This window comes from Flavobacterium anhuiense (assembly GCF_001705175.1).
Classification (GTDB): domain Bacteria; phylum Bacteroidota; class Bacteroidia; order Flavobacteriales; family Flavobacteriaceae; genus Flavobacterium; species Flavobacterium anhuiense.
This window is the reverse complement of the sequence record NZ_CP016907.1, coordinates 4,635,275-4,658,843: the sequence shown is the minus strand read 5'-3', so window position 1 is coordinate 4,658,843 and position 23,569 is coordinate 4,635,275. Positions and strand designations below refer to the sequence as shown.

At 40.6% G+C, this 23,569-nt stretch carries 23 protein-coding genes; 7 read left to right on the top strand and 16 right to left on the bottom strand.

The features are described from left to right. Positions 1 to 421: 421 nt before the first annotated feature. A complete protein-coding gene (locus BB050_RS21930; RefSeq protein ID WP_157498517.1) occupies positions 422 to 562 on the top strand; it encodes a hypothetical protein in 141 nt (46 codons plus the stop codon). Between the two features lie 201 nt (positions 563 to 763). Here BB050_RS21930 and BB050_RS19650 read toward each other — a convergent pair whose 3' ends face one another. Together BB050_RS19650 and BB050_RS19645 are read right to left on the bottom strand one after the other, a co-directional pair. Further along, the gene (locus BB050_RS19650) at positions 764 to 2,272 is read right to left on the bottom strand and encodes a hypothetical protein (protein ID WP_083219882.1); all 1,509 of its coding nucleotides are present in this window, start codon (positions 2,270 to 2,272) and stop codon (positions 764 to 766) included. 24 nt (positions 2,273 to 2,296) lie between these two features. Then, positions 2,297 to 4,093, bottom strand: a complete 1,797-nt coding sequence (locus BB050_RS19645) for a T9SS type A sorting domain-containing protein (protein WP_236940372.1) — start codon at positions 4,091 to 4,093, stop codon at positions 2,297 to 2,299. Between the two features lie 645 nt (positions 4,094 to 4,738). On the opposite strand from BB050_RS19645, the gene BB050_RS19640 reads away from it, so the two are divergent. Further along, entirely contained in the window at positions 4,739 to 5,170 is a 432-nt protein-coding gene (locus tag BB050_RS19640; protein WP_066034796.1) for a hypothetical protein, read from the top strand. A 120-nt stretch (positions 5,171 to 5,290) separates the two neighbouring features. On the opposite strand, the gene BB050_RS19635 is transcribed toward BB050_RS19640, so the two are convergent. After that, positions 5,291 to 5,671 (bottom strand): SpoIIAA family protein, encoded by a 381-nt coding sequence (locus BB050_RS19635; RefSeq protein ID WP_066034795.1) that lies wholly within the window; start codon positions 5,669 to 5,671, stop codon positions 5,291 to 5,293. Positions 5,672 to 5,873: 202 nt separating this feature from the next. Between BB050_RS19635 and BB050_RS19630 the strand changes: the two genes are divergently transcribed. Next, entirely contained in the window at positions 5,874 to 6,491 is a 618-nt protein-coding gene (locus BB050_RS19630) for a YciE/YciF ferroxidase family protein (protein ID WP_066034794.1), read from the top strand. A gap of 70 nt (positions 6,492 to 6,561) precedes the next feature. Here BB050_RS19630 and BB050_RS19625 read toward each other — a convergent pair whose 3' ends face one another. From BB050_RS19625 to BB050_RS19595, 7 genes are all read right to left on the bottom strand, one after another. Continuing rightward, positions 6,562 to 7,044 carry a CinA family protein gene (locus tag BB050_RS19625; RefSeq protein WP_066034793.1) on the bottom strand — a complete coding sequence of 161 codons (483 nt, stop codon included), beginning with the start codon at positions 7,042 to 7,044 and terminating at the stop codon, positions 6,562 to 6,564. Between the two features lie 48 nt (positions 7,045 to 7,092). Continuing rightward, positions 7,093 to 7,707 (bottom strand): SET domain-containing protein, encoded by a 615-nt coding sequence (locus BB050_RS19620; protein ID WP_008463614.1) that lies wholly within the window; start codon positions 7,705 to 7,707, stop codon positions 7,093 to 7,095. A gap of 1 nt (position 7,708) precedes the next feature. Beyond that, positions 7,709 to 8,149: an adenylyltransferase/cytidyltransferase family protein gene (locus tag BB050_RS19615; protein ID WP_066034792.1), complete on the bottom strand. Its 441-nt coding sequence runs from the start codon at positions 8,147 to 8,149 to the stop codon at positions 7,709 to 7,711. Positions 8,150 to 8,173: 24 nt separating this feature from the next. Continuing rightward, positions 8,174 to 9,319, bottom strand: a complete 1,146-nt coding sequence (locus tag BB050_RS19610; RefSeq protein ID WP_066034791.1) for a glycoside hydrolase family 1 protein — start codon at positions 9,317 to 9,319, stop codon at positions 8,174 to 8,176. Continuing rightward, entirely contained in the window at positions 9,319 to 10,452 is a 1,134-nt protein-coding gene (gene glf, locus BB050_RS19605; RefSeq protein ID WP_066034790.1) for a UDP-galactopyranose mutase, read from the bottom strand. The genes BB050_RS19610 and glf overlap by 1 nt, the downstream gene beginning before the upstream one ends. Beyond that, positions 10,449 to 11,585: a glycosyltransferase gene (locus BB050_RS19600; protein ID WP_066034789.1), complete on the bottom strand. Its 1,137-nt coding sequence runs from the start codon at positions 11,583 to 11,585 to the stop codon at positions 10,449 to 10,451. The genes glf and BB050_RS19600 overlap by 4 nt, the downstream gene beginning before the upstream one ends. 240 nt (positions 11,586 to 11,825) lie before the next feature. Further along, positions 11,826 to 12,008, bottom strand: a complete 183-nt coding sequence (locus BB050_RS19595) for a YodC family protein (RefSeq protein WP_008463622.1) — start codon at positions 12,006 to 12,008, stop codon at positions 11,826 to 11,828. A 250-nt stretch (positions 12,009 to 12,258) separates the two neighbouring features. Between BB050_RS19595 and BB050_RS19590 the strand changes: the two genes are divergently transcribed. Next, positions 12,259 to 12,516 (top strand): hypothetical protein, encoded by a 258-nt coding sequence (locus BB050_RS19590; RefSeq protein WP_008463623.1) that lies wholly within the window; start codon positions 12,259 to 12,261, stop codon positions 12,514 to 12,516. Between the two features lie 75 nt (positions 12,517 to 12,591). Here the strand turns inward: BB050_RS19590 and BB050_RS19585 are convergent, their stop codons facing one another. After that, on the bottom strand, positions 12,592 to 12,951 hold the full coding sequence (locus BB050_RS19585) for an SPW repeat domain-containing protein (protein WP_008463624.1): 360 nt from the start codon (positions 12,949 to 12,951) through the stop codon (positions 12,592 to 12,594). A gap of 119 nt (positions 12,952 to 13,070) precedes the next feature. Beyond that, the gene (locus BB050_RS19580; RefSeq protein ID WP_066034788.1) at positions 13,071 to 16,316 is read right to left on the bottom strand and encodes a CheR family methyltransferase; all 3,246 of its coding nucleotides are present in this window, start codon (positions 16,314 to 16,316) and stop codon (positions 13,071 to 13,073) included. Positions 16,317 to 16,768: 452 nt separating this feature from the next. On the opposite strand from BB050_RS19580, the gene BB050_RS19575 reads away from it, so the two are divergent. Next, the gene (locus BB050_RS19575; RefSeq protein ID WP_066034787.1) at positions 16,769 to 17,323 is read left to right on the top strand and encodes a DUF892 family protein; all 555 of its coding nucleotides are present in this window, start codon (positions 16,769 to 16,771) and stop codon (positions 17,321 to 17,323) included. Positions 17,324 to 17,372: 49 nt separating this feature from the next. Here the strand turns inward: BB050_RS19575 and BB050_RS19570 are convergent, their stop codons facing one another. The 4 genes from BB050_RS19570 to BB050_RS19555 form a co-directional block, all read right to left on the bottom strand. Beyond that, entirely contained in the window at positions 17,373 to 18,128 is a 756-nt protein-coding gene (locus BB050_RS19570) for an SDR family oxidoreductase (RefSeq protein WP_066034786.1), read from the bottom strand. A 78-nt stretch (positions 18,129 to 18,206) separates the two neighbouring features. Continuing rightward, on the bottom strand, positions 18,207 to 18,947 hold the full coding sequence (locus BB050_RS19565) for a DUF72 domain-containing protein (RefSeq protein ID WP_066034785.1): 741 nt from the start codon (positions 18,945 to 18,947) through the stop codon (positions 18,207 to 18,209). 54 nt (positions 18,948 to 19,001) lie between these two features. Next, a complete protein-coding gene (locus tag BB050_RS19560) occupies positions 19,002 to 19,580 on the bottom strand; it encodes a flavodoxin family protein (protein ID WP_008463630.1) in 579 nt (192 codons plus the stop codon). Between the two features lie 106 nt (positions 19,581 to 19,686). Further along, positions 19,687 to 20,688, bottom strand: coding sequence for an SDR family oxidoreductase (locus tag BB050_RS19555; RefSeq protein WP_066034784.1), 1,002 nt, complete (start codon positions 20,686 to 20,688; stop codon positions 19,687 to 19,689). 591 nt (positions 20,689 to 21,279) lie between these two features. Here BB050_RS19555 and BB050_RS19550 point away from each other — a divergent pair. Continuing rightward, positions 21,280 to 22,437 carry a hypothetical protein gene (locus BB050_RS19550; protein WP_066034783.1) on the top strand — a complete coding sequence of 386 codons (1,158 nt, stop codon included), beginning with the start codon at positions 21,280 to 21,282 and terminating at the stop codon, positions 22,435 to 22,437. Positions 22,438 to 22,457: 20 nt separating this feature from the next. Then, positions 22,458 to 23,549, top strand: a complete 1,092-nt coding sequence (locus BB050_RS19545; RefSeq protein WP_066034782.1) for a Kelch repeat-containing protein — start codon at positions 22,458 to 22,460, stop codon at positions 23,547 to 23,549. Positions 23,550 to 23,569 lie beyond the last annotated feature (20 nt).

Sequence of the window (23,569 nt, the reverse complement as noted above, 5' to 3'; positions counted from 1 at the left end):
TTAAATTATTGTGTTTTGGTTTTGATTTTCAAACCTTATTGTGTTAGATACGAACAAAAGCGCTAAAGTTTGTTTTTATGAGATTTTATTGATGGGCTATTTGTTTGAAAATGAAAGGATAACTGCTTAGCTTCTCAGAACATTTGTAGCGAAGAAGACTTCTATTGCAAGACTATTTCAAAGTTGTGGGAATTTTATAATGATAACCTGAAATTGTGTGAGTCTCAATTTTTGAGCTGTTATAATTTAGCTTTCAGAACTGAGCGATCTTATTTAAATGACGATTGGAAGAAATTGTTATTATTGTTCGCTTTTAAATAAACTTATCAAAGTTTAATAAAAAGTGGCAGTAGTATCATATCGAAAAAGATGCTTACCAACAGATTTTTCTGTGTTCGAATGCTTAATTGAAAAAGATAAAATGAAGAAAGATAAAAAATACAAAGTATATAAAAACGCCTCTGCCATTAAATCAAGAAAAAGAAAAGACACCATAATTAATGTAATGGTTTTGTCTATTATTACTTTTATAACCGTGCTGTTGATCTCAGAAATGACCTAGGAGTCTATTTATAAATTTGGCCTCTCCTTGCTCTTTGGATTTGAGATTTCCTTAAAGATATTTAAAGCGGAAGATCTGAGATTACGTTTTATGGACAGTTTCTTGGCATTATGCGGAAAGTCGTGGCTTTACAGATGTAGGTTCAAGAACAGTAAAAGCCCCATAACGGAGCTTTTACTTTAATGTGATATGCAGAAAGGCCTATCTGGCGCTTAAGTTTAAAGATACAGTGGACATGCCACCAGTTCCGTCGTAGCGTTCAGCCCATATTTCAATGTAATCGTCCTTTTTGAGTTGCATGGTGCCTACAACCGGAAGCGCAAGGATGCCGGCAGTGGATAAGAATCCCGTAGAAGGCCTACCATAGACTTTAGTGTCAGTAAGCACAACGCCGTTTCTGGCTATATAAAGAATAAGGGTAATATCAGAGCCTGTTCCCTGATAAGATACCGATGCGTTTACCTGAAAATATCTGGTTTTGTTTCCTCTATAGGTGATTCTGTTATTACCATCTTTAGTGAATCGGAACAGATTGTTTGAAGTCGTGGTACCGTTAAGCTTTATCCTGCTGGCCGTGCCTGTTCCGGTAAAGGAAGTTGTGGTTCCGGCTCCAACTGCGGCATCTAGATTAATATCGCCTGTTGCATCGGCATCGCCTTCTCTTGGTATGCCAGGCGCATCAACGGTCCAAGCTGTGCTAAAGTTGTAGCCAGGGTAGGTCGACGCGGCAGCATATCGATTAATGTAGCCTGAAGAATTTGTTGTAGTGCCAGAGAAGACAGTGCCAAGTAATACTCCTGTTCCTACGCTAAGTGTTGCACTGCTCACATCTATGGCTACATCAGCGCCATTTAGGGTGCTGAAACCACTGTTTTTTTGTATCAGTCCAAAAGTGCCCGTGAAGGTTTCGAAAGTTCCATTGTTGCTGGAAGCCCAAGCTTGGTTATTTAGGAGTAGATTGCCGATATTGGAATAAGTAATGCCGTTCGCATTGTTGACAAACTGGATGATATTGCCAAAATAGAGTCCGATACCCGATATGCTACCCACACTAGAACTCATCCCGTCTATAACGACATTCTGAACCAGAAGGGAAGAAGACGTCGCCGCGCCTGGCCCCGTAATAGCAAAGGCAGTGGCACCTCTTAAGGTCAGGTTTCGAATGCTGCCTCCTGTATTACCCTGAAAAATTACACCGGCATAGGAAAGCACATCTTCGTTGGCATCAAGGCCTGAGACATATGCATTGTTGATGTTGATGGGACGTGTAAGAGAAATGGTTCCGTTGATTTCATATAATGTATTGGTGTTGAGCAAATATGATGTTCCGCCTCCTGCAGCAAGCTCGGGCGCAAGATCAGCAGCTGATTTTACCAGCTTGTAATTGGTTCTTTTTAAGGTGCTTTCATTGGCCATTTTAATCCAAGCCGAAGTTGCAACATTATAGAAATAAAACGCTTTGTCGGTGGTGTCAAACACCAGCAGACTTTCAGCTGGGCTGGCAATAGCAGTACGCTGTGCGGTGCTCATCCTAGGAGCCAGCATTCCTTGAGCTGTGGAGGAGATATCCAGTATGGAGGAAGGATCTGGGGTTATCGTTCCGATTCCTATTTGGGCATTTGCTTCGGTCAGAAGTAGAAAAAGCAGCATTGCTAGGGCTGTTCGGTATAGGGTAGATTTTGTATGCATATCGTTTATTTTAGTTTTCATTTTTGTTTAGTTAATCGTCTATCCTCATTTATCTCCATCTGTAGAGAGCAGGATTTTTTTGGTGATCTTGCGATTATCATCGGTAAGAAACTCTATTATGTAGACACCTGCTGGTAGTCTAGAAGGAGTGAAACTGTAGGTGAGTTCGGTTTGTAACTCTTTTGCTTTAAAAACCTTTTCTCCAGCCATATTGTATAGAGACATAGAGCGAATAGTAAGCAGCTGGGGATTAGATGCCTTAATGGCTTTGGATAATCTGTCCTGATAAACTATAAAATGCTCTGAATCTGGGTTTTCTTCCAGACTTAGGTTATGATTATCTTTGAAAGCAATGGAGAAGCGGCTGGTGTGGTTACCGGCAGGGACTTTGATTTCATAGGCAATGTTTCTGATGTCATGGTAGGAGTCATCAGAGCTGTCATAGAGAAAGATCGGTTGTGAGGAATCAAAATGGGCTGTTTCTGTTATGAGAAACTTAAAGGTCGTCTCTTTGGATGCTTTTACGGCTAAAGGAATTTTTTTTGATGGATCAAAAGCGATTCCCTGTATGAGGTAGGAGGCATTGCCAATGCGGAAATTGACGTCTTCAGGCAGATCAGTGGTCATGTTCAACGCGTCAATTCCAGGATCTGGTCCATCTGTGGCCTGAGAAAGAAAGGCCAAGGCAAGTTGTCTGGTAAATTGGCCATTGATTATGCTATTTATTCTCAAATAGGATAGGGGTTCTATCTCCTCGGCCTGCTTTTGCGTTTGTAATTGTGGCGTCTTTTTTTCGAACTGTGAGATTCCAGTACCCTCTCTAAAAAATATGCGATGGACATTTTTAAAGGTTGCCGTGCCATTGGAAGTTCCATTCAGCAAGAATCCCTGACCGATCGGAGAATATCTTCGTTGCAGAATAGTTCCTGTTCCAGATCCTGGGCCAGCGTTTGGAGTACCATCCTGATTATAGGCGTTAAAGGCCGCTGGCACATAGATTCCTTCAGAATTCGCATTCACAGGTGAATAGGAGCCATAGCCCCCACGGTAGGCGCTCAGATAGTGGGAGTTTACGGTTCTATCCTGTTGCCAGAAATAGGCCGTTCCTCCAGTTATGGCCAGGTTATCGGGATCCAAAAGAAAGGCATTCAGATTCAGAGCCGATGGATAGGGGTTTCCGGTGAGTGTGGCGTTGCCCGTTGTTAGAGTAACGCTAATATTGCCGCTATTAGGCTTTCCTCTGAAATCATAGCGCTGTGCACCTCCAGGGTTGTTAGGTATTCCGAGTCCTAGAGGATCTAAAAGATCTGTGCCAGAGGTTCCTTTCATGGTAAAGCCTTCGCCTGGAGCTAAAGAAGTGGCTGCTCCAACTGCGCTCCACTGTGAATAACTGCTGGCATTGGTAAGTTTATAGATCCATGAGGAAGCGATTGCGAGAGGCGATGCAGTGCCGTCATAGCTTCCCTGTGGAAGAATCGACGCAGAGGTCGAAAGAATCGCCGTTTCAGGACGTGAGAGCATGGTGATGCCAAAACTGGAGTTTCCCGTTGTATTGGAAGGCATTCCGACAGGGGCACACCAGTAGTTGTATTCAAAATTATCTGATGTGCCTTCTTGGTAAACTGAAAGAGAGCCCAGACCAACATTGTTAGAGAGGCTGGCTCCTTGAATGAGCTGGGCTTCATTTCTTAAATAGAGATTGGAATTAGCATTGAGCTGAAGATTTTCTTTGACATAAAGCACTTCGTTTTTGGCATAAAGGCTTGCCCCTGTTGCCAAATATAGCTGGGAAAAGCAGCTAGTGTTCACAGCCATCAAAAAAAGAGTAGACAGTTTTTTCATGTGCAGTTTCGGGTTAAGATTTAAATACAAAAAAAATAAGTCTCAGTGGGATTTTCGGCGTTTTACGGTAACGATTAGACCCAATATAATGCCCGCCGCCAGCAGCAAAGTGCACTGCCCATCGATAGGCAGATCAGGAGTGTCATCGGGAAGCCCTGGGGGAGGTGGACCGCCTTGTGCTACAAGGGCAGAAGAATAAAGAATAAATAAATACAGAACGATGCTTGTTTTTTTTAGGTTCATAAGGGTAATTTAGGGTTGTATAGTAGTGTAATCGATTAGGGGATGAATGTGTTTTTCATAGTCTTCAGCATCGCAGTACTGGGGAGCACATTCGCATGAACGCCAAATGTTAACAAGCAGCATAAGAGCTTAGTAGGCTGTTTTTTAGACATAGGTAGTTGGATTTAGGTAAGGCAAATTTAAATTCACTACACAGTGCTGCTTACATAATTTTTATTCATATTTATATAATTTCCATGTTACTTCAATTCTTTTTAGGAAGTTGCATAGAGAAGTTGCTTTAGAATTTTTTGCGTTTTAAAGTGCATGGTGATCCTGTAAAAATGCATTGTAGATTGTAAAAAAATGATTACGACAATTTTTGCAGTTTTGTCTAGATTGTCAATTCTAAAATCAGAAGTTATGAATAAGCTTGGACCTGTGGTAGTAGTTGATGGGAGCAAAGGAAACTGTGTTTTGTTCCAAAAGATTTTTAAAAAATTGGAGATGAGAAATGTATTGCTCTGTTTTGGATCGTTAAGGGAGGCTGGGTATAGACTTTCTGAGGCAGGAACGGATCCCTTTCTACTTTTTGTGAATGTGATGCAGCTTGCCCAGAATATAAGAATGACGGATTATCTACTCTTTAGGGAGTTACGCTGTCCGTGCTTATTTTTTTCCATTTCATCCGCACGCTGTTTTGTGGTAGATGTCTATACGGGGCCCACGCTAACCTATGCGTCCTCACGCTGGAGTGAGGAGAATTTTACGGAAATTATCCATTCGACACTCCAACATGTGGCAGAGGAGTCTTTCAAGGAGCTGCTGAGAAGAAGAATTGAGGATAAAAACTAAAAAACGTCTGAAAAGACGTTTTTTAGTTTTAGAAAGTTCGAATAGTCAATAATCTTTTGATGAGTGCAATCCTAATTATTTGCCTAGCTCTCTTAGTGAAAGGATGTTACTGATTTGTTTTTAATTATTTTCTGGTTCTTCTCCAGTGCTTACCCACCTTAGCGCTTCATGAAAGTCATTTTTTTTATAGCCTCTGAATTCTCCTGGAACAAGATAGCTGAAGCCATTGGTAAAAGATATGGCTCTAGAGGAGTCCGTGACGATTGCAGCGCGGTTCCATTTTCCCAGATTTTTAAGACCTAGTAGGGCATCCTGCATCCAAGCGGCGGCTGTAAAGTTTTCGATATCGGTGTCAATTACAAATAGAAAGTTTATTTCATTGATCCTTTCTGCAAGTTTGGACACTTCAGGAGCTAACACATTTTTGTAATCTTCGGCTGTTACAGTGCCTTTCGCTCTAAAGGCCGCAACATTTTCGGGGGCGTCAATTTTCTCTATCATTTCTTTTTGTTTTGCGGTTAAACGCTAAATGTAGCTGGTCGTCCAAAGATATCTTTTCAACGTAAGGTTTTATTTTTATAGAATTGCCATGATGCTCTTTTTGGTATGGATGCTTATTTTATAAGCTTAAGACAGAATTCTGTAAGCGCGGGCTGGCTTTGGGCTTTAGATTTGGAATAGTTTAATTGAAAAATTGCATATTATGAAAACAGCAGATACTGCAAAGACAGGAGCAAAGAAAGCGCCTGCCAAAAAGGCTCCGGCAAAACAGGCTCAGAGCAGAGGAAAAGCCGTGCCAGCAAAATCCAATGCGGCTGAAGGGCTTAGAGAATTGTTTGTAGATTCTCTTAAAGACATCTACTGGGCGGAAAAAGCGCTTACTAAAGCGCTTCCAAAAATGGCTAAGAATGCGTCTTCGGAGAATTTGATCACGGCTATAAACGATCACTTGGCTGTAACACAAGAACAAGTGGGGAGGCTTGAGCAGGTTTTTGAAATTTTAGGAGTCAAGGCTTCCGCTAAAAAATGCGAAGCTATGGAAGGGCTCATTAAAGAAGGGGAAAGCATTATGGAGGAAACTGAGCTAGGTCCAGTTCGTGATGCGGGAATCATTGCGGGATCCCAAAAAATTGAGCATTATGAAATTGCTTCTTATGGAACTCTTGCGGCTTTTGCCCTGACTCTAAATGAAGAGGAGGCAGCAAAATTGTTCCAGCAGACTCTTGAAGAGGAGAAACAGGCTGATACCATTCTCACTGAGGCCGCCTACAACACCATTAATTTTGACGCTTCGGAAGAAGAGGAATCGCAAGAGCAATAAGAGCTTTCGCGCAAAAAAAGACCTGCAGTCTATGTGATTGCAGGTCTTTTTTATTTAATATATTTATCTCCTATAACCTTTCTATGGCGTCATGTATCAGTTGAGCAGTCTTGTCTACGGCCTGCATCACTATCTGCTCTGGGGTTCCATGAAAGAGCTCGCGGTGGCGTATTTGCTCTGTAGGAGTGATGATATAAAAGAATATGGTGCCAACTGGTTTCTGGCGAGTTTCGCTTCCTCCTGGAGAGCTAAGTCCTGTAATGGCGGCCGTTACCTTTGCGTTAAAGAGCTTTGCTGTCTGTTGGGCGAGAAGTTTGGTGACTTCGGCAGATTCTGCGCTATGCTTTTGAATCATCTCGTGAGGCACATGCAAAAGTTGTTCTTTAACAAATGCCTCATAGCATACGATTCCTCCGCGAAGGATAGCTCCGGAATTTTTGGTCATTGAAAACTCAGAGGCAAGACGGCCTGCGGTGACGCTTTCTGCAAAGGAGACATTCCATTTTTTTCTTTTCAGCGCAGCGCTGCATTTCATTACAATTTCTGAAGGCATACTTTTTATTGTTTTACAGTTCCTATTGTTCTTTTCTTGGCTCTTTCTTTAGCGCTGAGCCATGCCGTTTAGCAAAGGTTCGGGCTGATAATAGCATTCCAGTATGGAGCGCATTTTGGAAGGGTTGTACACCGCACTGATATACTCGCACCAAGTTTTCTTTGGAACCAGATCCAGCAAAGCTTGGTCTAGTTTAAGGACTTCCCGCGCATGCTCCAAAAGCAGTGCGTCCCACTGTTGATGGTATCGCAGAATATCGTCAGGATAGACCGTCTTACGATCGGTGTTTTCATCAATACAGCTGAAGGGCTCCTCGAGGTTTAAATAACCATAGTCATCGGTAAGTTCCTCGCCGGGATGGATGTCTCGTATGGCGATTTCAAAGTCATAAGGTGTACTAAAGCAACTCGGATTGAAGCTATGGTTGACAAATTTTCCATGGTCCCAGCAAAGCACTAAATCTCCGTGCCTGTTGGTAAAAGAATATTTGTGCAGATGGCTTCTGATAAACGGGTTTAAGCTGTGGAGTTCGCTTCGTTTAAAGACACGGTCCAGATCATCTTGAACCCAAGTGATGGTGCCTTTTGGGATCAGTTTGGTAGCTACAACGCCATATCCTTTCTCAGGGCTTATAAAACGAACTTCGGTATCGGGATGTATCATATCATACTAGTTTTAGTGATTCTCTCTGGTATACTTCTTTTCTTAATCCGCTGCTGGAAAAGCGATGTCTTCTTCTGTTATAAATCAGTTTGATTTTCATTTTCTCACAATAGCTTTTTCCTGTAAAATCTTTCTCGCGGTATTCCTCTCCAATGATTCGCACATTGATTGGGAACGCCTGTAGGATGTCTTCGAGGTCCTGCTCGGTAGTATAGGGAATGATCTCATCTACAAAGCGACACGCTTTAAGCTGAATGTAACGCTCTACAACTGACTGTGTTGGTCTATTCTTTTCAGGACGGTCAACTGTTGGATCGGTCTGCAGTCCCACAATGAGGTAGTCGCAGTGCAATTTGGCTTCTTCAAGCATTCTCACGTGTCCAGCGTGTAACAGGTCAAAGGCGCTGAAAGTAATGCCTACTATGGGTTTTATGGTTTTCATTTTTTTAGGTTTTAAATGAGACAATTATTCAAATAATCTGGCTAGGCGCTTCAGTACGTTCTGAGGTTTTTGGAACTTGCTTTGAGCCTGAATAACCGCATTAATATAGGGCTGATGGGCTACGCGGTCCTTGTGATGGTCAAGATCCCAAAGACCACACTGGCAGTAGTTTTGTAGATTATCCCAGTCAGGACGGTCGGTGGCGGGGTATAAGCAGATGCCCTGAAGATCCACACCGTTGTCTTGAGCCTTGAGGCATTCAGTGGCAATTTCTTTTATCCACAAGGCTCTTTGCGGTCCGAAATGCCCCGTTTCGGAAATAAAAATAGGCTTCTGGTATCTGTAGTAAGCAGTCTGAAGCAGCTCGCTAAGGGGCGTTCTTTTTTCCTTTGCCTGCTCTTCTGGCCAAGGAAGTGGTTTCCCTCCGGCTTCCCACTGGCAGTCCCAATAGTAGTTAAAGCCAAGAATTTCCAGATAGTCCTCCGAGCCTCCTAGTTCTGGGCACATACGTCCAGCTATGATGTCCATGGCTTGAAACTGGTGTTCGTTGATATCCAGCACATAATAATGCTCTGGTGTGGGATGGATTCTAACCAAAGGTTCCACCAGAATGACAGTGCAGTTGGGATCGGTACTTTTAAGTTTTTTGATTCCAGCTATAGCCGCCTTGCAGAGATGGTATTTCATGTCCCATCCAGAGTTGGTCGCAAAAGGAACTGTACCTCTCACATCGCCAGAATGCCAAGCCAGAAAGCTAATCTCATTGATAGGCACTACCATCAGGGGCTGGGTGGCATTAGCTCTATAAAACAAGGCAAAGGCCTCGCAGAGCTTTTCAAAACGTTCAGCAAAGAGCGGATGGGTAGGGTAAAGCCCGTCAGGATATCCAAAATGGATTAAATCCCAGATCTGCTGAATGCCGTATTTCTCTGCAGCTCTTATGCGAGTCAGCACATTCGAGAAGTCAAAATCTCCAGATGCTTTTTCAACTTCGCTCCAGCAGATGCCCTCGCGTACCGTTCTGATATCTATAGCGTTGAGTGCCCTGTAGTCTTCTTCTGTCCTGATATCGTGTTGGGTCTCCTTCAAAAGGTTGATTCTTTCCCCGCTTCTATTGATGTGGTCAGCGCATTCAAAACCAGCCATAAAAAAAGTATTGAATCTTTCCATTATCCAGCTGTTTTTAAAGTGTTTTTATCTTGCAGATTTTCAAATAGATCCAGCGCGTTTTTAAAGGCTTCATCCATATTGAAGTACTTGTAGTTGGCCAATCTTCCCACAAAATGGATATCAGGGAGCTGTTCAGCCAGCGTTTTATAGCTGCTGTAGATTTCCTGGTTTTTGGGATTGGGAACTGGGTAGTAAGGCTCTCCCTCATCGGTAGTGTACTCCTTGACTATAGTGGTCTTTGAGGATTTCTGATTCCCAAAATGTTTGTATTCCACAATGCGGGTATAGCGGGTATCGGTTCCAGGGTAATTTACTACGGAATTTTCCTGAAAATATTCTGCATTAATGGTCTCTTTAGCAAAATAGATCGAACGGTATTCAAGTTTTTCAGTGAGCTGTCCAGTAAATTCAAAGAAGCGGTCAATTGGACCGGTATAAAATAGCTTCTCATAACCACTGTATTCTTTTTTTGTCTCCAGATAGTCAGTATCAAGGAGTATTTCTATATTTGGATGATCCAACATATTCTCAAAAAGTTGCGTGTAGCCTCCTGCAGGAAGCGCTTGGCACTCGTCAGAGAAATAGCGGTCATCAAAATTTGTTCTCACTGGAATGCGCTCCAGTACGGAAGCATCGAGCTCCTCGGGATATTTATCCCACTGTTTTTTAGTGTAATGCCGAAACATTTTCTCATATAATACAGCTCCAACTCGGTTTAAAACGGCTTCTTTGCCATTGCGCGGACGAGATATTGGTATGCGGTTCTCTTCCAGCCAAACTTTCATCTGCTGTTCATCCTCGATGGAAAGCCCAAAAAGTTCGTTGACTGTGGTGATATTCACTGGAATGGGTACAGATTTTCCGTCCACTCTTGCTTTGACCTTATGTTCCCAAGGATACCAGTCGGAGAATTGGTTTACGTAGCGCCATACGGTTTGATCATTGGTGTGGAATAGATGTGCGCCGTACTTGGAGACCAATATTCCATTTTCATCTGTATAGTCATAACAGTTCCCTGCGATATGGCTTCGCTTTTCAATTACAAGCACTTTTTTGCCAATAGAGGCATAGCGTTCGGCTAGAACTGCACCTGAAATGCCTGCTCCTATAATTAAAATGTCGGTCTGTTTCATCTGGTAAAGGATTTAATGATGGATTTCATTTTTTGAGCCGTGGCATCCCAAGAAGTCCTATCCAGAATTTCCCTATACTGGCACTCCCATTGTGAACCGCTGTTGGGATCGGTGAGTTCTCGGGTAGCTTGTGCAAATTCATCTGCATTCTCTACCAGATGTACGCAGTGGGCATAGTCACGCACAACATCAGTAATCTTTGTGGAGATAATAGGTTTGTTGGCGGCCATGTATTCGAGCGTTTTGGTAGGGCTGATGAATTTTGTAGCGTCATTGAGCGCAAAAGGCATAAGAGCTATGTCAAAAGCTTTTAGATAGCTAGGAAGTTCCTTGTAGCATTTCATTCCCAAATAATGGATATTCGGAGTCTGCGGCAGGTCAGAGTGCTCAATTTTAGCCAGAGGTCCAATCATGACAAAAGATACATCAGGAAGTTTCTTTGCCACTTCATGCAACAATTCTAAATCAATCCTTTCATCGATAACCCCAAAGTAGCCCGCAATTGGCATTGGAATATCGCCGATATCTGATGGAATGGAAATCTCGCCTTTTGCCTCTTCAAAATGACTGCGGTCAACAGAGCTTGGAAAGCAGTGTACATTCCGATGGAACCTTTTTTTGGATTCATAAAGAGATTTGCCTCCTGTGAAGATAATGTCTGCATTGGCCATCAGATATTTTTCTTGATCCATCAACTGCTCATGTGCTCCTTTAAATAAAGATAGTTCATCCATGCAATCATAGATGATAGTGTCAAATTTGAAAGATTCCAAAATAGGGCAGAAGGCAGGTGAATAGAACCAAGCTGATCCTATATTTCGACTGCCGGTATAGGAGGGAAGAATTAAAGCAATATCTTCAATGCGCTCAACATTGGGCTGCAGTACATGGAGATTTTCGCTGATGATGCTCAAGGTTCCCGGTTCTTTATTGTCCGGATTGGGTAGGGGCTCCTCAATAAAAAGCACTTTCATATCTTGTGCCATTCGGCTAATGAGATGTTGAGGGCGTTGGTAGACGAATTTCCACCGAAGGTGGCTCAGCACAATCATATCATAATGTTGCACTTGCTGAGGTTTTTGCTGGTTTAGTACGCTGGCGCTTCTACTAATTTTCTTTAAGTTGTTTATCATAATAATGGATTTTAATAATTTGCATTAGGGACTTTTAAGCTCTCAGATCTAATGTTTAGATTGGAAAGAAAAGCAAATGTATCAGAGGCCAATAGCCTATTTTTATAGTTAAAGGCACGGGAATTATATAATTTTCAGTAGCTTGGATCTGAATTTTAGTTGTTGTTTGCGAAATCTCTATTAGGGAGAAAAAAAAGAGCGGAAAGTATTCCGCTCTCTGATGGCCTTGGGACTGCCATTTTACTTTTTTATGGAAGATGCAGGAATAAGAGTGTCTTGCATAAATTTTGCTTTGATAATAGTGCCTTTCTCATCCTCCCATTGAGTGATGATGTTTTCAATGAGATCCGGCTCAAAGCCAATGACTTCCATTACTGGTCCTCCAAATTCCTGTTGCACCAGCTCTCCTTTTTTAAATTTCATTGCTTTGGGATTTAATTAAACATAAATATGAATTAAGTTAGGAAATGCTACTTGGCCGCCGTTATATCTTTTACGCGTGATTTTACAGTTTTAGGCTTTGGCGAGCATTTGATGGACAATATGAGTTTGGTATTAATCTGAAGATTAAAAACTATTGATTTTCAGTTTGTAAAACTGAATTTGAATTCTGTAAATATGCCTTAGTATGAAGATGTATTTTTCAGGATATTAATTTTAAAAACTGATAGTTATGACATTTGAAAATGAAAACACCGAAGGAACGGCGGCCAAAGCCATAGAAGAACAAACTTCAAAGCTGCCTTCAGATCTGTTTCTCTACGGCTCGCTCGCCGCAATGGGAACTTCACTAGCTTTAAAATGCCTAGGCAAGCGACATGCTGCTCTTTTCGTTGGGCAGTGGGCCTCTCCATTTCTGTTACTTGGAATCTATAATAAGTTGGTTAAGCAACATGGGCATGATGCACAAGATAAGCCCGAAGGATTTTAAGTTAGATCGAATTGATTTAAATAATAAAGCTGCCCAAAAGGCAGCTTTTTTGTTTGATGATTCTTTCGATTTATTTTAGAGAATCTGTCTTCGAGGTTGAGTGCTTGTGAGCAACGCGGCACCAATTTCAATAATTCCAAGAGTTAGATGCGGACCGTAAACTGTTTCTGAGAAACCCAAAAGCCAGGGAGAGGCTGCCAGAAATAGCCCAGATAAAAAATCCACTATCAGATGGATGGGCATGGGGATGACTTTTAGAAATCCTAGCTCATAGTCGGTCATCAGACTATAAATAATCGTCGCTGCACCAAGCACATAAAAGACACTACTCTCAGGCTTTTCGTGATTCAGATTAAAAAGAGACGGAGAGGCAATGAGAAAGACGCCCATAATGTAATCCATATAGCCGTGGGTTTTAGTGTTTATTGGTTTCATAATTTTAAAGTTTTTAATTTATAAAGCAGTAAGGGTAATGGTGTAGTGCGTTTGCCCGATAATTCAGGACCGGCGGTACGATAAGGCTGGAATTAAATAAGCTAATACAATGTTCTATCTTAGTTTGGGCTGCACTGTTCTTCAAAAGAAACGGTCACAGGAAGATAGATGCTGACTGTTGTACCTTGTCCCAGAGAGCTGCTGACCTTTGCCATACCGTGATGATTCAGCGCAATCTGCCGCACCAAAGCAAGACCCAGTCCAGAGCCATAGTTTTTTTCGCTACGATGCAGCTGATAGAAAGGGTTAAAGACTAGAGTTTCATAATTCTGCTCAAAACCTCTTCCATTATCTGTGAACGAAAGTTTGATATATTCGTTTTCTGGATAGGCGCCAGAAATCTCATGGGAAATATCCTTGATGTGATGTAGTGTGATTTTAAGCATAGGAGCAGACGCTTCGTTGGCAAAGCGTAATGTATTGCTGATGAGATGGGCAAAGAGCAGCCTAATCTGGCAAGGAATGACCGGCATCAGCGGCAGCTCTTCGGATTCAATTATAGCACTGGTTTGTCTGATGGGACTCTTTAGTTCATTGAGCACCTTTCTTAAAATCTGATTCAAATCGGTCTTTTTAGGTTTTTTCTGCTCGAAATGGACTCTTAAATAGATCACAAGGTCTTCAATGAGTCTTTCGAGATTGTGGGAGGTGTTTAAAATTCGCTCCAAACTATGTATGCTTCCCTGTGTAAGGGACTTTTCAGTGTCGACTATTTTCTTTGCAAACATGTGGATTTTGCGCACTGGATCCAACAGCTTATCGGTCGCCGATGCGGTGAAGTGCTCCAACTGTGTGCTACGCTCTAGCTGTTGCTGTCTTTGGAATGAGAGCTCTTTTTTAGCCTCTTCAAAATCTGTGAAGTCTCTAAAGGTAAGCATTACGCACTGTTGCAGTTCGTTTTCAATTGCCATTGCATTAACCATATATTTGCGTAATGTTGGTCCTGATGCCAAAGGGATTCGGGTATCCTGCACCATTTCCTTGCGGTTGATCCTTTGCAATACTAATTCTTTAAATTCTGGCGAAATCCATTGAGAGTTTGCTCCATCAAAGATAGAAAGCCCTTCGATTATGCCGTCTTGTATTCCAAAGCTGCGGTAAAAGGCTGGATTGGCACTTTGTACAATAAGGTTCTGGTCCAGAATAATAAGAGGTTCTTTCAGATTTTTGATAATTGAGGCATGCAGTTGCTGTAAGGCAGAAAGTTCGTTACGTCTGTCTTTAAGCTCATCGTTTGTACAAGATAACTCTTCATTATTAGATCGCAGCTCTTCTGCTGTGGTTTTGAGTTCTTCGTTAAGAAGCTCAAGCTCTTGGGTGCGTTGTAGGAGTTCTTCATTAGTCGTTTGTAATTCTTCGAAATAAAGCTCCTGTTTTCTAGTAAGCTCTTTTGAATTAGTGTTATGGGGTGGAATTTCTGCCTTTATAGAGTCTTTCAGCGTTTCGTCACTATTTAGGATTGGCTTGCGACTGAAAACCACCAGTAAGAGCTCGCTGTGCATGGGCAGATATACCACTTCAAAAGAGGCAGTGTAAGTGCTATGACCAATAGAAAGAACGGCATTCTGTTGCTGGCTTCTTTTTTCAGATCTGGCATCTAAGATGGCTTTTTTAAGAATAAGACGCACCTCGTGATGTGCCATATTCAGAATATTAAAGTTTGGTGTTCCTGCAGGTGGCTGCAGAAAAGGGCTTGTGTCTCCATTAAAATGTACGATTTCAAAATGCTCATTGATCAGCACTGCGGCTGGGGCATATTGCTCGGCCAGCAGTTCGGCAGTTATTTTCCTGAAATCTTTTGTGTCCGCATCCACACTCTCATGTTTAATAGATGTAGCGCTCTGATGTTCTGTTATAGCTACAGCAGAATTTAGTAAATCGCGGGTTTGGATGCATCCATAGGTGTTTTTTCGTATATAAAGCCCTTTTATTTCTGTGGCTTGAAAGAGCTCTTCGCTCTGTGGAATGGAATCTTCTTCCGCGATAAGCAGAAAGCCTCCTGGATTAAGCGCATAGTGAAACGTAGCGGCAAGCTGTAAGCGGAGTTCTGTGCTAAAGAGAGGCAAGGCATTACGGCAAGAAATCAGATCAATTCCTGACAAGGGAAAATCTTTTGTGATATCGTGAACGGCAAACACGCAGCAGTCACGGATGATTCTGCCCACCTGCCATTTGCTGTCTTTTTTTATGAAATATTTCTCCATTCTTACCTGATCGACATATTTGATATCCTGTTGGGAATAAATGCCTGTTCTAGCTTTTTTGATGTTTTTAAGGGAAATGTCGGTTGCGAATATCTTAAAGCTAAGATTATTATGGCCACTACTTTGCAGATATTCATGCAAAACAATGGCAAGAGAATAAACCTCCTCGCCACTTCGGCAGCCTGGAGACCATAATCGGAGTTCTTTCCCGGAGCTATTTTCTAGAAGAGCAGAGAATGCTATATTGCCAAGTACATCAAATGCAGTTGAGTTGAAGAAAAAAGTCGGACTGTTTAGGATTTCATAAAATAGCAAATCCTGCTCAGACGGACTGTCCTTGAGCATTCTTAGATAGCCCGCAAGACTCTTTTGTCTGGTGAGTACCATTCGTTTGGCAATCTTACGCTTTAGAATTTCAGGGTTAAAGCGTTCCAAAGTTGTTCTGTTTTTTATGGCTGCTAGTCTTATGATATCCTCATACGCTTGCTGCGCTTCAGCACTTTGGTCTTGGACAGCTAGTTTGGCAGCACGAATTGTTGCCAGCAAATCGGCTGTATGAGTGGGTCTGATGTAATAGTCAAAGGTGGTGTCTGTCACATCGCTGACGGGAAGAACAGTCAGATCAGCTACAGCAATAGTCGCGCCACCTTTTGCCCTGATTTTTTTAAGCCCCCAAGCTCCTTCTCCTGTGGGATAGTTTAGGAGCAAGCCTATGGCATCGTTGCCAAATTTCTCGGCTAATGCGCCAAAGAATTGGTCTAGGGATTCTGAAGGTTTTTCCTCTCTGGTAAAGCGTTTGAGACTTAAGGTGCCTTGATTCAGAATCAAGAAATTGTTTTCCGGAACTACATAGATATAGCCGGGCTTCATCTCGGCAGTATTGACAATTTCCTGCACGGGAAGTATGGCAGTCTGCTGCAACATTTCTGAAAGGTTTTTTTGCTGCGGTTGCGATAGGTCCTGAAATATGATAAAAGAACCAGTTGTCTCTGTTAATGAACCTACAAAAGTTTTAAGACTTTCTAAGGAGGCCGAACAGCAGGCAATACCGATTATTGGAAATTCATTATTTTGATCTGTTTTTATGTCAAGTTTGTCCATATTGCATTTTTTTAAGCAGTTCAATCCTGCTATTAATACCCAAACCTTCTAGCTGAAGCGCAGAAGGCTCAGCCGCATAAATTTCAAATCATATAAAAATAGTCTGTCATGGCAGAAAAGCTTGCCACACATAAAATGTACAGATCTTGTTTTTAAATTGAAGCTGTGATTAGGGGCTTCTATTATTTAATAATTCATTGCGCCTGAGTGTTTTCAGTTTGATTGGGTGCTTTGAACAGTTTTTGGTATGAGCTAAAGTATCTCTATGTCAATACTGATTCTTATATAATTATTCGAAAATATTTTGTAATTCCCATGTTGCAGATTGTTTTCAAAGTAATGATGAATAAAATAAACCTTAGTTGTGCTTTAGATTGTATAATCTTGAAATGTAAAACTGTAAGAATGAGTTTTTTGCGGAAACTAAATTTGAATTATTAAAATAGTTCACAATGAAAGTCAAAAGAAAAAAAAGCAAAACTCATCAAAGTATGCAACAACTATATGATGCATTGGCATCTCAGGAGCTTTCAGAGATGAATATGCTAGTGATGGCGATAGCAAATTTAAAGGAAGAAGCTTCCTCTCGCAGCCTTACCTTTCTCCTAGGCAATTTCTCAGCGACCAAGAGGCGTGTCGAATATGTAAAGCAGTCACTACAGTCTTCGGCAGGAAGTTTTCAGAAGGAACATTTTTCTTCGGTCGGCTTTCAAAGAGAGTGGATTGCTTTATTGGAGCGGACTTCTAAAGGTCCAGTGCGTGATGCCGCAATGATTGCTTGGCTTCAGAAAATACTGCACAGCCATATGGCCAGTTGCCGTATGCTTAGCATATTAGCAAAAGTACTTGAAAGAGCCGAGGAGAAGGAGCTGTTTGAAGGTTTTGTTGCTCAGGCATTTGATGCTGACAGCCAACTCTCTGATGCAGCAGACAATACCATTAACTTTGATGCCGCGTTGGATGAGAATAGAAATCTTGTTCGAGAGCATTATAATCCTAATTTATAAAGGCAGGCTTAGTTAGGCCTGCCTCGATAAGGCTGTTTTTAGGGTCCGGTCAGATGATCTGAAGATGGGGGCGCGCCTGAAGGCTCACAATATCACATCGTTTAGGTTGTGATAGGCAGAATAGAATACTCATCGCGATATCTTCTGCTTCAAGCATTTCCATTTTTTGTATTTTCCCGCGGTGTTCTTCTCTGGTTCCTGGCTGCATATCGCTGCTCACTGCACCCGGTTCAATTAGAGATACTTTGATACCCAATGGATTTACCTCCTTTCGGAGTGCTGCACTGAAGCCTCTTACAGCTGACTTTGTGGCTACATACACCGTTCCAGTTTCTTCGTGCGTTTCTGCACTCATAGAACCGATATTGACAATATGTCCTCGTTGCTGTATAGTCATTCTTTTTACAGCTTCTTTGGCAAAGGAGATGTATCCAAGTATATTGGTCTCTAGTATATATCTGATATTTTCGTATTCTTCCTCAGTAATTCCATCAGCTCCCAGAGCTGCATTATTGATAAGTATATCTACACCGCCCAATCTCTGGTCTATCTCTTTCCAGACCATTTCAATATCTTCTTTCAGGGCGATATCAGCTGTTATGCCATAAACTTTTCCTTCAGCTTGCGCTTGGATTTCTCCCAGTGCCTGATCTAGGTCATCCTTATCCCTTCCGAAGATAAAAACATCTCCACCAAGGGAAGAAAGCAGAAGTGCTGCCGCTTTACCGATACCAGTGCTTCCGCCTGTAATGACAATTTTTCTGCGGTCAATGTTTCGTCCAAAATAATCCGATAGATTCCCCATAGTTTCTTTTTTAGTTTATTAATAGTTTTAGTTTTAGGCAAAGAAGCGCAAATTGCTTTGCATCATCTGCAATTGTTTTTACATCATTTTCTGTTCGACAAGCTCTTTTAGCTTTAGGGCATTAAATGCTGCGTATCCCTGCTGGTCGTTGTCAAAAAAAATAAATACATCTTTGTTTTTTAGCCATTCTAGGCATATCTCAGCCCATTGCTCAAGCGTACTCTCGGTATAGTTGCCCTGATATTTTTCGGCAGCTGGCCCATGCAGCCGGACATAAACGAAATCTGCGGTGACCTGCAGTGGCGATTTGTAGCCGGCAAGTTCATATATGCAGAAGCCGGCATTGTATTTTTCCAGAAGCTGATATACTTCAGGTATATCCCATTCTTTATTACGGAACTCAAAGGCATATCGGTTGTGGGCGGGAAGCGCTATGAGAAAATCCTCCAATAGAGTAAGATCGGCTCCAAGGGATGGAGGCAGTTGGAATAGTATAGCGCCCAGTTTTTTTTCTAAAAGCTTTACTTTGTCCATAAAGATAAGAAGGCTCTCTTTGGGGTCATGGAGCCTTTTCATATGTGTAATGTATCGGCTGGCTTTGATGACATACACAAAATCCGCTGGAGCTTGTCTCTCCCAGTTCTCAAAGGTTTCATCGGTGGGCATCCTATAGAATGTATTGTTGATTTCCACTGCCGTGAAGTAATTGCGGTAATAGGAAAATTCATCCTTTGCCTTTAGGTTTTCGGGATAGAAAGTACCATGCCAGTGTTTATAGGACCATCCTGAAGTTCCAATATGGATGCTATGCTTTTTCATATGATGCTGCTAAATATTCTGTGTTGCGGACCGCTATTTGACTTGAGTTCATTTTTATTTTAAGGCTTTTGCCAGTGACTCTGCCATAGATTGAGCATCCTTGCTGTAGTTTTTAGTATAGTGGGCTAGGAGCTCGGTTTTTGTTTTTTTGGAATCCTTGCTGTGACCTTCCCAGATTACACCCAAAGAAGCGTAGGGAGGAAGGGTAAGACCAGTGCAGGTGAAAAAATTGGCTATATTTCCAGTTATATGCTCCACGCCATCTGAATCCCCAGTTACAATAACGGCTCCCATTTTGCCTTCTAGAGGAGAATTTTCTCCAGAATTGATGATGTCAAATACTTCATCGAGTCGCTCAATGCAACGCTGAAGTTCGGAGGAATGATTGTTCCACCAGATTGGAGTGGCAAAGATCAGAATCTCTGCCTTAAGGATTTTTCCATAAATGGCAGGCCAGTCATCCTCCTGTTCCAAATGGATGTAGGTTCCAGGAAGAATTTTATGGTTCGCAAGTCTAATGATTTCAAATTCGATTTTTTGCTTTGAAAGAAAACCGCAGAAGAATTCCGTAAGCGTTTCTGTATTGGAAAGGCCTTTGTTTTTGAGGGTGGCCAGCAGTATGACAGCTTTCATAAGTATTTAAGATATAGTAGATTACTTTTAGTCTTTATTCACTTTATTCTTTTGTAGCAATTGAGATTGCTTGAATTCTATAGCCATGTCCAGCTTGTAGGTGTAATTAAGGATTTCCTTCCCCACCGCTGGATCCGTAGATCTGTCCAGTGGCGTAACTGGCATCTTCAGCAGCCAGTTGCACATAAATGGAAGCCAGCTCTACGGGCTGTCCTGGTCTTCCCATTGGGGTTTGTCCTCCAAAATTTTTAAGCTTCTCCATTGTGGCACCTCCGCTTACTTGCAGCGGCGTCCATACAGGGCCTGGAGCGACGCCATTCACTCGTATTCCTTTTGGAGCAAGCTGTTTGGCCAGCGATTTAATGTAATTGGTGGTTGCCGCTTTGGTTTGTGCGTAATCATAGAGGTCCTCGGTGGGAGCATAAGCCTGAACGGAGCTTGTTCCTATTATTGACGAGCCTGGTTTTAAATGAGGAAGTGCCGCTTTTATAATCCAGAAGGGAGCATAGATGTTGGTTTTCATTGTCGCATCAAAATCTTCTGTGGAAATGTCTAAGATGGAGTCATGAGTCTGCTGTCTGGCAGCATTGTTAATAACGATGTCCAATCCTCCAAGTTCTTTAACGGCTTTTTCCACCAACGACTTGCAAAAGCTTTCGTCTCTTAAATCCCCAGGAATGGCAATAGCTTTCCTGCCTTCTGCCTTAATGAGCTGGATGACTTCTTTGGCATCCTCCTCTTCTGTTGGATAGTAATTGATGGCGACATCTGCGCCTTCCCTCGCGTAAGCAATTGCTGCGGCTCTACCCATTCCTGAATCTCCTCCTGTAATGAGCGCTTTACGGCCTTTAAGTCTGCCAGATCCTTTATAGCTTTTCTCACCGTGGTCGGGACGGGGATCCATTTTGCTCACAAGTCCTGGCCAAGGTTGCTTCTGTTCTTTGAAAGGCGGACGAGGATATTTTGTCTTAGGGTCTTCTGGAAGGATGTTTGATTTTTCGTCTCCCGTGAAATCTGCACCAAGAACAGGGGTAAAGGCAGTAGTCAGGCAGATAGCACCCATTCCTGTAATAGCTGAGCGTCTAGTTATCGTGTTTTTATTTTCCATTGCTTTGATTTTTAGATTTTTAATAAGCTAAAAGTAGCAAAGCAGGTAATGGCGATTTTACAGGATTATATTTTGGATTTATATAATATGCCCAAAAAAATAATATTGAAGTCTTTGTAGAGACTGAAAAATAGGTCATTGCATTAGAGGAAAAGTGTAATTGTAGGCTTATAGGGTACGGGATGTTACAATCTGAAGAATTTGGAGAATAATTGAAGTTTCCTTAGACATAATATTTGGAAATTCGAAGTTTAATAGGTTAAGAACCTCTAATACGCATTTATAAAATATCTTTACGAATATCGAATTGTTTCTGGCTAATTTATATCTGCTTCAATTCTCTTTATCTTTTTTTGAAAATTTGTAGTGAGATTTAGTTTACGTATAATCTAATCGTAATAAAAATACAGCTATGAAACCTGAGTATTTTACACTAGAATTACGAAATTCAAAATAAAGGATAAAACAAAACATCTTAACAAAAGCAATAAAGATCTAATTTCGATACGTTGTTGTTTTGGATGCAGTTTTGAATTCTGATTTTCTTGAATATTTTGATTGATATTGATTCTTATACTTTATAATTTGTTTATGAAAAGACATTTATTTTTACTTGCCATTTTACCATTTATGATTTCCTGCACTAAACCAGAAAAAATAGATTTATTAAAACTAAAATTGGATGAACCTTTAATAAATCTGATAGAATTTAAAGATAGTTTACTTGTTGGCGTTGAAACGGTTGAGTATCCGTTTTGTTTATTTGCTGAAGTAGAAAAATCTCAAAAATATACTTTTGATGGAATCGATCTGAATGAGCACAAAATTATTTTTCAAATAAACTCAGAAAAACTTAGAACAGATAGCATTTCAAGATTTGGTGGTGCTCACATTGATTTAGAGAGAATTAAAAACGGAAATGAATTAAAGAATGCTTTAAGGAATTTTAAAGCAGAAAGTAATATTTACGGAGTAAGGATAGCGATAGAAGATCCGAATTTGAAATCGGAAATCTTAAAGAAAATAGAGCTGAAATACGGCAAGGGTACAAAAAATCCAAATACAGATAATGGTTTATATTGGAATGTAAAAGAAGAAAACAAATACATTTTCTTCGCGCCAGATTATGACCGGCTTATTATTTTAAACAGTACAAATTTATCCAAAACTTGCTATTGGGACATCTTTAATGGGTTAATCGATTTTGGAGGTTGCGATAACGAAAAATATACCAAAGAATTAATTAAAAATAGTACCAAACCTGAAGATGTTCAAAATAAACCAGTTGTAAAAATCGATAGAAATTGGCATTTAAACACTCTAATCGTTGGAAAATCAAGCGAAGAGGATTTTTTGAAATCTCCAATCAGCAAAAATTTTGAGCGGATAGAAGAAATTAATGGTAGTTCTGGAGAAATGAATCAGATTATGTATCAGGATGAATATCATGATTTCTACTTCTATTTTAAAGTCAATTCGAAAGATCTTGAAAATAAAAAAGCAAACAGTATGAAAAGCTATTCGCTAAATGATTTGAAAAAAGTTGAAATATCATTTGAAAATGGTCTAAAAGCAGGAATGAAATTTGAAGATGCATTAAAAATACTGGATAAAAAAATAATTGTAAAAACGATAAAAAATGAAGGTGAATTACGTTTTGCAAATTACATCATCATCAAAAATGCATCATACGAAGTATCACTAGTTTTTGACGAAAATTTGCTTTTATCAGGAATATTTCTAAAATAGTTATTTAAATCAAATAAAGAATGAATCTAAATCATATACAAATTATAATAACCGCTTTATTTGCGACACTTTTTTTAAGCTGTAATACGAGCAAAATTCCAATTGCAAAAGACAAAATTTCAAATGAGGTCGATATTTATGTTGCTGGATACGAATATAATGACAGCAAGTTTGAAAGTTCTATAGAAGAAATTGCAGATGAAGTGGGCATGAAACACGTTGCGAAATTATGGAAAAATGGAAAAAACATAGACTTAGAAGAGAAAGAACATTATTCCGATGCAAATTCGGTTTTTGTGCATAACGATGATATATATGTTGGAGGTTCTATTATGTCTGGCGAAGAATATGTAGCCGCAATTTGGAAAAACGGGAAAATTCAAAAATTAACCGATGGCAAAAAAACGGCTCACATTCAATCGATAATAGTCGAAGATAAGATGATTTACATTTTAGGAGAGCAGTTTGGAGATTCTCATTATATTGTAAAAGTTTGGAAAAATGGCATTTCTTCTAATATTACAGATGGGAAAAATGATACAGATGGCAACTCATTTTATGTTGATAAAGGAAATGTGTACATCTGCGGAAATGAAAATAATGGCAGTAAAAGCGTGGCAAAAGTTTGGAAAAATGGAACGCCACAAAGCCTTACAAACGGTCTCAATAATGCATATGCACTTTCTGTATTTGTAGAAAATGGCAACGTGTATGTTGCGGGCTATGAAATTGAAAACGATAAATATATCGCTAAGTTATGGAAAAATGGGAAAGTCCAAAACCTTTCTGACGGCACAAATTATTCTGTTGCCTCTTCTGTATTTGTTCAAAAAGGAAATGTTTATGTGGTAGGAAACGAAAGCATTAACCAAAAAAGTGTACTAAAATTATGGATAAACGGCAAAGCAACAAACATTACAGATGGCACAAATAATGCAGATGCCAATGCGGTTGTGGTACACAATAATAACATTTATATAGCTGGATATGAAGAAAATGATGTAGATCGATATGTAGCAAAATTGTGGATAAACGGCGTAGCCAAAAATCTCACAGATGGAACAAAAAATGCATACGCAGAGTCAGTTTTTTTGGCAGAAAAGAATAAATGATGTGTTAGAAATTGGCAGCA